The sequence below is a fragment of the Fodinibius salicampi genome (assembly GCF_039545095.1).
GTDB lineage: Bacteria > Bacteroidota > Rhodothermia > Balneolales > Balneolaceae > Fodinibius > Fodinibius salicampi.
Genome location: NZ_BAABRS010000003.1, coordinates 103,264 through 115,332 on the forward strand (window position 1 = coordinate 103,264; position 12,069 = coordinate 115,332).

General features: G+C 44.5%; 8 protein-coding genes. 2 read left to right on the plus strand and 6 right to left on the minus strand.

The window, feature by feature from the left end; genetic code table 11:
* Nucleotides 1-171 precede the first annotated feature (171 nt).
* The gene (locus tag ABEB05_RS11590) at nt 172-1,371 is read left to right on the plus strand and encodes a GAF domain-containing sensor histidine kinase (RefSeq protein WP_265790314.1); all 1,200 of its coding nucleotides are present in this window, start codon (nt 172-174) and stop codon (nt 1,369-1,371) included.
* Nucleotides 1,372-1,438: 67 nt separating this feature from the next.
* Here the strand turns inward: ABEB05_RS11590 and ABEB05_RS11595 are convergent, their stop codons facing one another.
* The 5 genes from ABEB05_RS11595 to ABEB05_RS11615 all read right to left on the minus strand — a co-directional run bounded on the left by ABEB05_RS11595 (nt 1,439) and on the right by ABEB05_RS11615 (nt 8,880).
* Complete coding sequence (locus ABEB05_RS11595) at nt 1,439-2,899, minus strand: M20 family peptidase (protein WP_345694286.1); 1,461 nt, start codon at nt 2,897-2,899, stop codon at nt 1,439-1,441.
* 188 nt (nt 2,900-3,087) lie between these two features.
* A complete protein-coding gene (locus tag ABEB05_RS11600; protein ID WP_265790318.1) occupies nt 3,088-4,443 on the minus strand; it encodes a M28 family metallopeptidase in 1,356 nt (451 codons plus the stop codon).
* Nucleotides 4,444-4,797: 354 nt separating this feature from the next.
* Nucleotides 4,798-5,370 carry a CHRD domain-containing protein gene (locus ABEB05_RS11605; protein ID WP_265790321.1) on the minus strand — a complete coding sequence of 191 codons (573 nt, stop codon included), beginning with the start codon at nt 5,368-5,370 and terminating at the stop codon, nt 4,798-4,800.
* Between the two features lie 422 nt (nt 5,371-5,792).
* Nucleotides 5,793-8,453 carry a PQQ-dependent sugar dehydrogenase gene (locus tag ABEB05_RS11610; RefSeq protein ID WP_265790323.1) on the minus strand — a complete coding sequence of 887 codons (2,661 nt, stop codon included), beginning with the start codon at nt 8,451-8,453 and terminating at the stop codon, nt 5,793-5,795.
* A gap of 301 nt (nt 8,454-8,754) precedes the next feature.
* Nucleotides 8,755-8,880, minus strand: coding sequence for a hypothetical protein (locus ABEB05_RS11615; RefSeq protein WP_265790324.1), 126 nt, complete (start codon nt 8,878-8,880; stop codon nt 8,755-8,757).
* Nucleotides 8,881-8,970: 90 nt separating this feature from the next.
* Between ABEB05_RS11615 and ABEB05_RS11620 the strand changes: the two genes are divergently transcribed.
* Complete coding sequence (locus ABEB05_RS11620) at nt 8,971-10,242, plus strand: collagen-like domain-containing protein (RefSeq protein WP_265790326.1); 1,272 nt, start codon at nt 8,971-8,973, stop codon at nt 10,240-10,242.
* A gap of 639 nt (nt 10,243-10,881) precedes the next feature.
* Here the strand turns inward: ABEB05_RS11620 and ABEB05_RS11625 are convergent.
* Complete coding sequence (locus ABEB05_RS11625; protein WP_265790328.1) at nt 10,882-12,066, minus strand: PepSY-associated TM helix domain-containing protein; 1,185 nt, start codon at nt 12,064-12,066, stop codon at nt 10,882-10,884.
* Nucleotides 12,067-12,069 lie beyond the last annotated feature (3 nt).

Consider the following 12,069-nt stretch of genomic DNA (forward strand, 5'->3'; position numbering starts at 1 on the left):
TACAAAAGTCTGTTTTTGCCATCATTATTGTTTCCATTAAGAGAAAAGAGAACGTAAGACAGCTTCATTTGAAAAAGCTATCATAATTTAAAATTAATATTCCCTTCTCTTTATAGTTATCTTGTTTGTTGGCTTATATAAATAAACTCATTTGCAGATATTCTTCTATCTATGGAAGCCCCTAAACCATCGAATGAATTTGAGCGTCTTATAGAACTTGCAGAACTGGATCTGGATTACAGCAACCTCGAAGAAAATCTTGAAGATCTGACAGAACTGGCTACTCGAATTGTAGGTACCGAAGCATCGGAGGTAAATCTCATAGATAGTTATACTCAGTGGACCGTAGCAGGGGGTGAATCGGGCATGCAGCAAAAGCCTCGGGAACAATCCGTATGCCAATATACGATCTTAGATGAGGAGCCTCTCGAAATCAAAGATTTACGTGAAGATGAACGTTTCAAAGAGCAACCGTATGTAATTGAGGATCCCTTCCTGCGCTATTATTATGGTGTACCCCTTAAAACCTCTAACGGAGCCAATATAGGTAGTTTATGCGTACTCGATTCAGATCCCAAAGATCTTTCACCTGAAAAAAAGGAACTGCTGGAAATGATCAGCAAACAAGTGGTCAGGCGACTTGAAGCTATACAAAAGATTAAAGACCTGGAAAATAAAATAGGGGAACTCAACAAAACCAATAAGAAGGTAAGCCACGACATCCGGAATCCGATTTCCGGCATCATCGGTGTTGCTGAAATTATTGAAGATGAGGTTAAGAACGAGCAGATTGATGAAATCCTAGAACTCGTTGAGATGATTAAAAAAGGGGGACATAGTCTGCTGGAACTTGTTGAAGAAATTATGGAGAAAGAAGATGAGAAAGGTCAACTCGGGGAAAACAAATTCGACTGTGATGGCTTTTGCCAAAAACTAAAGGAATTATATCAGCCCCAGGCAAAATCAAAAGGGGTGAATTTAACTATTAAACCGTCAAAAAACACCGACAGCGTTTTTTTTTCTAAAAAAGAGCTTCTTCAAATCGTTGGAAATCTCATCAGTAACGCGATTAAATTCACTGAAGAGGACGATATCGTTGATGTGGAGATAAAGGTTGAAGAAACCAAGGAAGCACATAAAAAGAATAACCTGAATATCAAGGTAGAAGATACCGGTATCGGGATGCCGCCGGAAAAAGTAAAAGAAATTATGCAAGGAACGGCAACCTCTGAAGGAGGTACCGGGGGAGAAAAAGGATATGGTTTTGGACTATCGCTGGTTCATCATCTGGTCCAGAAAGCAAATGGACAGATGCAGGTAAACTCGGAAGAAGGTAAAGGGACAATATTTGTCGTTCAGCTTCCTGTGTAACCGACATAACCGGAAAAAAATAAAGCCAGCCTAACTGGAATCTGAAATTACACAAATATCATACTTCCTATTCCATTTTACCTGCACTATTTTTAATCAAGCGAATCTGGAACTGAATCATCTCCATATAGTTATCAATACTGATTCGTTCATCAATACCATGTACGCGAGGACGATCGTCGTGTGTAGCACGAATGGGCCGAAAACGATAGATATTAGAAGTTAAATTATGAAAGTGGCGCGAATCACTGGCAGCTACAAACAACGAGGGAGAAATCAGCGCCTGGTCAAATGACTCTTCAATGGTACGTTTCAGCATTTGATATGGGGCCGCATGCGTGTTGGATACCGGAGACGGATTACGGGCCCGCTCTAACACGCGAATATTGATATCCTCGTTATCAATACGATTACGAACATATCGCCTTACATCTTCAATAGTGTCGTTGGGATGCACCCTGAAATTAATAATCACACGTCCCTCGATTGGAAGCACATTCTCTTTGAATCCCGCTTCAAAAATCGTTTTGGCAGCAGTCGTACGCAGGGCGGCATTGGTAGCTATATTCCGGCTTAACTTGCGTTTTATCAGTCCCCTGAATAGCCAAGTATTATTAAAGGCCAGTCGCTGCGTAAAACTCATGTAGGGAATCAGCGGTTCTAGTGTTTCTAGAATAAGTCCGCTGTAATGGGCTTTCATTGGCCGGCGTTCAATACGATTAACGGCCCGGCTCAACGTCCCGATAACGGTAGACCGGGGAGGCATCGAAGAATGGCCGCCATCCTGACGGTAGGTAAGCTCAATGTTAACCGACCCTTTTTCGGCAACCCCGATCATAGCCAGCGGGACCTCCACTCCCTCAAGAATTTCTTCTGCTATAGGCAAGCCTTCATCCACCAGAAATTTCAGCTCTACTCCCTCCTCCTCCAAGTAGGCAGCTACTTGTTGTGCTCCTTGTACTCCGCCCACTTCTTCATCGTGGTGAAGCGCTATGTAAAACGTTCGCTCTGGCTGAAAATCGCGTTCCGATAAATATTCTACTGCTTCCAGGATGGACATTATACCGCTTTTGTCATCCAGTGCTCCCCGACCCCAAACAAAACCTTCCCTGATCTCTCCTCCAAATGGAGCATAACTCCAGAGTGAATCGGTATCTGCACTCGAAGGAACCACATCATAATGCCCCATCAACAGGGCCGGCTGAAGATTCGGATTACTCCCCTCCCACTTAAATAACAAGCTGAATTCCCCAATACGCTTGCGTTCTGTCTTTTGATGGAAATTCGGATAATTTTCCTCCAAAAAAGAAATGAACTCTTCATAAGGCTCAAAGTTAATTTCCGCCGTGTCTTCCAGGGAAACTGTTTGATGCTTTATTCCCCGGCTTAGCCGGTGGACTGCGTTTTCTTCATCAATTTCATATAAAGAAGTCGTTTGGTCTTGTTGTGGGTTTATTGATTGAGTGGGTCCACATGCAAATACCACCAAGCTAAACGCAATAAAAACACACTGGTGATACAGATTCATCGAATTCAACTTTGATCTATAGTTATTCAAAAGGAACTATATACTTTTCCTAAAATACCTGGTTCAAACGGGACAAACGGCCTAAAGAATTATCTGAGAATTAGTCTAGTATATAAGTTTTTATCTGGTTATTTAAAATCTACCTTTTCCAAGTACAAAACTTAATCAGTCGATTTATTAATATTGGACTAATCCCGGATTAATCCCGAGGGATAGGCTACTACACTTTCATGGCCGTCTTTGCCGATTGCAGAAACTCCAAACAGGTAGTTGTCAATAACGATGTTTTCGAGCGTAAATTCACTGACGTCACCCACATATCTCTGACTTTCCCAAAGTGGTTCCGAGGTTGGCCGCCAGTAAATTTTGTATCCCTTAATCAAATCACTATCCGGTTTTTCCCAGCGCAACGTGGTTGAGGGCTCTACCGCGCCACCAATCTCTACATTTTCGGGCTTGGGTGGTGCCTTCGCTAGCGAGGACATGACAACTGCATTCACGGCTGTTAATTTTTTTGCATAATTAAAATTGACGTGCTCGATAACATCACCATATTCGATCCCATCCTCGGTTCTAATATCCTGGTGCTGCTGAGTATAGTTTTCATGGGCTTCCATGATGCGAACGCCTGCAAAACCAGCTTCGTTAAACGGTCGATGGTGGCCACCCCGGCCAAAACGATCCAGACGATAAATCAGCATGGGATCCATCTGTGGCATATAAAGTTCGGTGGTTTCGTAAATATAGCGGGCCAGCTGACGAGATTTCCCATCATTCTCCCCCCCATAAAAGCGCTTCAGTTGTAGCTCGCGCTCAGTGGCATTTGCAGAATATGGCTCAGAAAAAATACGGAATTCCCGGTTATCGATGACTCCGTCAATGCCCTGTATATTTCCGATCATATCGTTATTAAGTACGCCAATGATCTCCCAGCCTTCTTCTTTGGCCATCCCCGCCATATGACGTCCGCCGTAGAGCCCCTGCTCTTCGCCCGACAGTCCGGCGAAAATTATAGTATTCTCAAACTCATAATCGGAGAGCACGCGCGCTGCTTCAATTGCGCCAGCCATTCCGGTAGCGTTGTCATTGGCTCCGGGAGCATCAATGGTATCATTCATCACATCGGAAGCGCGGCTGTCGATATCGCCACTCATAATCACATACCGATTGGGATGCGTGTTACCTTTCAATACAGCATAAACGTTAACCACCCAGGTATCTTCATTAATGCGGCTGTCCGGATCGGCTTCGACCAGGGTGCGCTGTTCATGAACCTCCAGGCAGCCTCCGCAAGCATCGCTAATTGCTTCGAACTCCTGCTTAATCCACCGACGTGCTGCACCGATGCCACGCGTTGAGGAGGTCGTATCCGACATCGTATGACGAGTACCAAAATTAGCCAGCGTTTTAATATCTGACTCCAATCGGTCGGCACTTACGGAATCAATGATCTCATACATTTGGGGATCAATAGTAAGATCTTGTGCTTCTGAAGTATGGACAAAAACAAAAAGCATCAGAAGAACCAGTAAAAAACGTTTCATAGGATGACCGAGTTATATTTAAAAGAAAACTTGTTTCAATAAATAAATTCTCACTTCCACAGGTACATGTTAATACGCCATAACTTAAGCATTAGGATTTATTATGCGTATTAAATTTATAAATACGGGAAATAGGAACCATCCCATCTATCTGAAATAAAGATAAATTGAATAGTATGGTATAGGTTTGAACCGAGGTCAACCGGGATAACCAGAAGAAGGTAATAATTAATTTGAATTGATAAATACCAGTCCGCTTCCTTACTCAGCAAAGCGGACTGGTATCTTCAAAGTTACAACACCTGTTTTTACTATTAAACCTTAGCTAGTAGGTATACTGAAGGGGTTCTGACCTTAATGAATCTGTCCGCGGATTTCTCCGGATGGAACTTGAGTGGTATGAACGTTGACATACGTATTTCCAGCTTTTATTTCCTCTATCAAGTCGTCTAATGTTTGACCTGCCAGTGATCCAACAAGGTTATCCGCCGTGATAGTCCCTTCTGCCAGTACGCCCTGGAATTGTCCTTCGATCAGTGCCGGCGGAGGCGAAGCGGGATAGAGCCAAACTACTACTCCGCCATTCTCTCCGGCCGGAGCATTGTGGATATGAGCCATCAGAACATTTTCAATGTTGGATACTATCAGCTTATAGCTAATAGAGCTGCCATCCTTACTCATCTTGAATGTTGCCTGTCCCTGGGCATTCGTTTCAACGGCAGGAACTTCGTTATTACCTTGAAGATGAGTGCGGAAATTCAGTTGATCATGATTAGCCGATGCATGGGCCTTCCCCTCTATCTGTTGCAGGTTGGCCGTTTGCTCAGGTCCTGAGCTAGGTGAATCAAGCGGCTGATCTGCACAAGCGTATCCAACAACAAATACTATCGCAAACAGTCCTATAAACCATCCTCTTTTTTTCTTCATAATATCCCTCTTATTTTTTAATTTAGGTTATAAAATGCACCCATCAACCTCCTAACCTCCTTCCCTTTTGGCATCATTTTGAATAGAGGTATTTACTTATTACTGATGCAAACTAACCTCCGGAAGTTACATGAGCACAGTCATTCATTAGCCTATACAGGGATTTGTACTGCAGGGTTGCCTCGGGAAATTATTTTTAGAGAAACTCTCTTTATTTATATCGGTTAAAAGACCTAGTTTATATTTACTGCGATGAGGGAGGGTGGGCGGAATGTTCAAACACTACGAACAGCTAGCCTCCGGGAGCTTTCACAAGATAATAGCATTTTCTATCCAACTTATAGCAGTACAATAAAGGGTATCTCTCATTTTTCCGAGTTAGCCAGACTTCTTATCCAAAGATCAAATGAAAAACTATACCACTATTCTACCTGCTGCGACAGAAATTCCACCAGCGATGTAAATTCCTCGTACGACAAGGCATTGGCGAGCCCGCTAGGCATCATAGAGGTCTCCAGCTCCCGGCGACTTTCAATATTGGATTTTTTAATAGTTGTGGACTGCCCGGCGATATCCCGAATCTCCAGTTCCTCCGCTGTTTCCCGAGTCACAAAACCAGTATAACTTTTATTGTCATCCGTACTAATTTGTACCGTTGCAAACCCCTGAGATATAGAAGCGTTGGGCTTCAAGATTGATTCAGCAATCTGCTGGCGATTCATGATACCACCAATCTGCCCCAGGAAAGGGCCTTTTTGTACTCCTTCCTGGCTAATCGTGTGGCACGCCTGGCATCCCTGTTGAATAAATAACTTCTTGCCCTGTTCAATATCGCCGTCGAGCTTCTCCAGAGCTAACATTACATCTTCAATTGATGCCTCGCCAACCTGACCTTCCTTATTCTTGATCTCTTCCAGATCTACCCGCGGCGCTTCTTCTTTGGGTGCATCGGCCTCGGTACCTCCAAATTGGTCTATCCCCAACCGATATTTACTGTTGATCTCGGCAAAAAGTTGTTTCTCATTTTCCGAACGTATTCGCCATTCCTTCACTAAAAAATCGCGAATCAATGGCGTCGATTGCCAATCCACGGCTTTATAATAGGGGCCATGGGTATCGGGACGTGTACTCCACCACCAAGACCCGTCATAAGGGGCTTCTTTGTGATAAATACGTGCCAGGTTATGTAATAGCTGGTTCTTAAAGCCCGGATCCTCACTATTGTTATATATCTCAATGAGTGTCTGTGGGACCACTGGCTCATGAACATATCGAAGTGCCCATAGGGCCAGCTCGTTTTGCTCCTGCTCGACTGCATTCAACAGTCCTTCGGTATCACCAATCTCTACCAAGGCTTTCACGGCCACATGGGGTGGAATAATATCAGAATTAGGGGTCGCATGTGGTCCTTCAGTTCCGGTCTCAGGAGCCTCAAAAGAGGACGGAATCTCTATATTTAACAGCTCATCAACGGCCTCTTCACGTCCGAGTCTGCCCAACCCCACAATAGCCGCTATCTTTACACGATCCGAAGAGCTTTCAAGAGCCGACAAAAAGGGCTCAATGGGCACCTCATCTACCAATGGCTTTCGGTCTGCCAGTGCCCTCAATGCAAATTCTTTCACTTCATCATTTCCCGTCAACTGTACCAAGTTATCGATACCCTCTTTGCCGGCAATCTGTGCATAGGTGAAAATTCCCGCCACGCGAACATCGGTGGAAAGCCCCTTATCTTTCGCTATTTGCCATACCGCCCCACTCGCTTCATCTTCCGGCCGCTGCAAAAGTTCATACTGAGCATTCAACCGTACTTTAGCACTACCGGACTTCAGGTGCTCGACCAGCTCCCTGATGGAGGCTTCCTGCAAGTTGGGAAATGGCTTGGGGTTCAACCCTTCCGGAACTGCACGCACGGTAAAACCTTTGGTGGAATCGCCCGAATAACCCGCCCCGTCCCACGCTGACAGGTACATAATTCCAGATCCATCAACATCCAGGTCGGTAATCTGAGGAAGTTCAATAAATTTTTCGGCCTCCTGTGTAAAGCTTCCCTGGTCGGCGCTCACGTGATGCATATACAGGTAACTGCGGCCCCAGTCAGCCATCATAGGAACGTGGTTGTATTTGGCCGGCCAACGGTCGTCATCCATATACAGCGCACCAGTCCCGGATCCTCCCCCCACATCAACTAAAGCAGGAATCGTCTCTTCCGTGAAATGCTTGAACAACATGGGATAGCCATACTCTCCACTCTGCACATGGTGCGCGAACCGAACGTTCCAACCGCCGCCGTCGTTCGTATTGCCCCGTGTAAAGATATTCATATAAGGGTCAATAGCTACATCATAGATATTGCGCAACCCATGGGTATACACTTCCATTTCGGTGCCGTCAGGGCGCACCCTCAGAACACCGCCTCCCAGCATGGTCAATTTAGTGCCATCACGATCGGTAGCCTCATGAAAACCGAAATCACCCACTGCAATATAGATCCAACCGTCAATTCCCATACGGATCCCATTCGTGGCATGATCGGTGCCCCGGCTGCGTAGGTAGTTAGGATTGCTGATATCTTCGATCAACGGCTGGGCAGGGCCGTCAGCGATCCCATCCTGATTCTTGTCTTCAAATACAACCAGGTCCATTCCCGAGGCCTTGCCGGTCTCCTCCGAAAAAATAGTATGCAGCACAAATACCCGATCCCCCATCGCAATAATACCGCGAGGGTTGTTCACCTTGGTGAATTCTGTATGCGTATCCATGATGCCATCCTGATTGCAGTCAACCAGCCGCTGAATGGATCCCTTGCCGGGGTCCTTGCCCAGCGAGCCTTGCATATCGACCCCGACGAAGACCTCACCGGTCGTTTTTACTGCCAAGGCAGCGGGACTTGGCGTTATCTCCGGACCTGAGAAGGCCATGATATCCAGGTCATTGGGCCATTCCATCTGTTTGGACAGTGAATCTGAAAGAGCAACGAGCGAAGTGTCAGCTGTTTGCTTTGGAGTACAGGAAAGAGAGGCATCTTGCTGACAGTTTTGTAAAAATATTACTGCAAATATTAGGAAAAGGATCCGGCGCATAATGATCGCTTAATGTTATTTATTAAAAAGATTGGGATAACAAGAAATACAATTAGTCATAACCAAACGTATTTTTTGAACTACTTTTATTTTCAAAAAGCTTCAAAATTTCGTACAAAGTATAAAGAATAGTTAATGAAAGAAAGCTCTTTTAACTTCGGACTAACAATCCTAACCCTTGGGATCAAATGACGGTATCGGTCGTCGAGTTTTTGAATATCGGAGCCTTATTATCGGCTGCTGAATTTAACGCTCAGCAACTTTTTCTGCCTATTTAATAAGAGACTTCCAATAACGGATTCTACTGGTTTTTACCGTCATTTTCTCTCTGAAATTCTATTGTATTTACTATCTCAGCTCCCCACCATGCCCAGTTTTTTCCTGCTATAAGCCAAAACACACCAACGGTTGAGAAATTTTGAGCCATTTTTGCCTGCTCTTTCGTATATCTGTGTAGGATAAGGGGTTAGTTATCTCATTCATCTTGAAATTAAAATCCGGATTAAACACAGATACTATGAATTTGTTCACATACAGAGAAACCAATTCTCCAAACCTAATTCGCCGCCTTTCACTAATGCTGCTATTAGCCTTATTGATCTTTGGTTTAGGTCTCATGGGCTGTGAAGGTCCGCAGGGCCCCATGGGAGAGCAAGGACAGCAGGGTCCACAAGGTCCTGTTGGCCCCGCCGGGGATGACGGCAGCGAAATGTATTCTGACAAAGGAGCTCCTGATGAAAATATTGGAGATATCGGTGACTACTACCTTAACTCTAACACCGGCGAGCTGTACGGTCCCAAAGACTCCGACGGCTGGGGCAATCCAGCTATTGTTCTTATGGGTGAAGACGGCCGAGACGGTGCTGATGGACAGGATGGTAACGACGGCAGCCAGATTCATTCAGGAACAGGAGCCCCTTCAACAGATATGGGAGTCATCGGAGATTTTTATTTTGATAAGAATACCGGCGACTTCTATGGTCCAAAAGCAGAGAACGGCTGGGGAAATCCCACTAATTTAATGGGTGAAGATGGCCACGACGGGGCTGACGGACAGGATGGTGAAGATGGCAAAGACGGTAGCGTAATTCATGCGGGCAACGGCGCTCCTTCAGCTGATGTCGGGGCTACCGGAGACTTCTATTTTGATAATACCAATGGCGACTTCTACGGGCCCAAAACCGATAGTGGCTGGGGCAGTCCCACCAACCTGATGGGCGCAGACGGCCAAGATGGGGAAGATGGCAGCCAGATCTATTCAGGCAGCGGCGCTCCGAGCAGTTCCCTCGGAACCACAGGCGATTATTATCTGGATAAAGCTAACTATGAGTTGTACGGTCCTAAAACGGATAGCGGCTGGGGATCTCCTATTAACATCAAAGGGGCTGACGGCAATGCAAACGTAACGCGATATATCCACCCCGAGCATGATTTTTCGGTTGATTCTGACCTTAGCATTAGTATGCAAGTTAATAATCCAGAGGAAAGTGCTTGGATAGTGTATTTAAAATACGTTGATCCTAATGATATTGACATTTACTATCATCTGCCGGGATGGGGCTACGGTGGAGCTAGTCAATACAGTACATTTCATTATTTTAGCATAAGCATTAGAATCCGTTTACAAAGCGGAACTGGAGAAAAATACGATAACATCGAAATCGTTCGCATTGAAGCCAATGACACCGTGAACAATCCCAAACAGAAAGGAGATAATATCATTCCTGAGCATCTGGATATCTCGGATTATAATGAAGTGGCCGAATATTACGGTTTTAACAATAAGTAGATAAATAGTATAAATGTCGGGACCGATAAATTGTATCCCGATTGATTATTTCTTTAGACTGTGAGCAATCCGGGTCTGTAATTGAGATAAAATGGGCTTTGCCAGAATGCAAAGCCCATTTTTTATAACGATACTCATCTTATTAAACTTTACAGCGGGATATAACTATTAGAACTCCCCGTAGTGAAACTTACTTATCTATTTCGGTTTGTTTATCAATAAAGGAGAAAGCCCATAATTTGTGGATGGGTATTTAGGAGTCGATATGAGCGGGCTCCTCTATATTCTTCAGAATTAGAACAGAACCGGCAACGGCAATGAGGTTGAACAGCGGGATAATTACGATTGCCGGCATGATACTCTGTCCCAGCATGCCCATTACTCCCTTCTCTTAAGAAGTGGATTTAATACAATGTTAGTTAGTATTATTATATCCACTGTTACCCTTCTACTGCACATTGCATATCGGATATGAACCATAGCAAGAAAGTAGAGCTAGCATATACTTATTAGACTATACAGGGATTTATGCTAAAAGGTTGCCTCAGAATGTCGATATATTTCTCCTATTGTTATTATCGATCAAAACAAAAAGCTCAAGGTACCCTAATACTGCCTTAAAAAAAGAAGAAGCTAAATTCAGGCAGCCGCATCCATCTCTGGATTTCTTACGTTCTTACGTTTTAGTTGTACAGATGACTTCTTACGCCGTCCCCACCATATGATAAAACCGGTCACTGGCAGACTACCCACAATTAGACTGCTTAAGAACACAATAATTTTGCCAGCGATACCCCCAATAGCACCAACATGAATATCGTAATTCATGCGCTGTATATTATCAGCAATTGAGGCCTGCTCCAGTTTGCCATAGATATGATCCGGCTCAATCTCTTCCAGAGTCCTTGCATCAAAGTAGCGAAAATCGGAATCCCAGTAAGTGCCCTCCGAAAACTTCACATAGGCATAAATCGTATGGTCCTCTGTCGGCGGATAGTGCATTTCCACACTTGGTGCCTGCGGATATTCCTGCATCATTTGCTGCCAGATCACATCAATGGGCTTGCCAGATTGAATCCTTTCTTCTTGATCACTGACGTTCTGAGGCAAGGAAAACTGAGTCTGCTTTTCCCCTCCTGTCAATGTATGAACCCCTTCAGAAAACCAGTTGAAAGCGATACTAAGTCCAGTGATAGCAACAACCAGGGCAATGAGAGAAGCATAAAATCCCAGGATGTTATGTAAGTCATAATTTTTTCGTTTCCACCGTGTTCGGTCAGACCAAGAGAAACGTACTTTTTTTCGGGCAACTTTTTTATTGCGCGGCCACCAGAGAATGAGTCCTGTAACAAGGATCACTAAAAATATGAGCGTGCTGTACCCAATGAGTTGCCGACCAAATTCTCCCATCCAAAGATGAATGTGTCCCTCCAGAATAAAGTGAAAGAAACCTGATTCCAGATCTACAACTTTAATTAAACCCCCGGTAAAAGGATTCAAGTAGGCCTTTTGATAAAATTCAGGTTCAGCTTCGTAGTAAACGACTTCAAGGGCTTCATTTTTATCTCCATAGATTACGCTGTGTACATGACGGCCGGGTAGCACTTCGCCCGCGATTTCATGGGCCTCGGAGGGTGGAATAAAAGATGCTTCCCGGGCTTGCACATATTGGTAATCATCATACAGCGACTTAATTTCCTCCTGAAAACAATACAGGCATCCCGTAAGAGCCACAATAAACACCACCAGCCCAGTCGGCAGACCGAGCCAGAGGTGAATCTTACCAGCTATTTTCTTAAAAGGTCGTTTACCTAAGCTGAACATGAA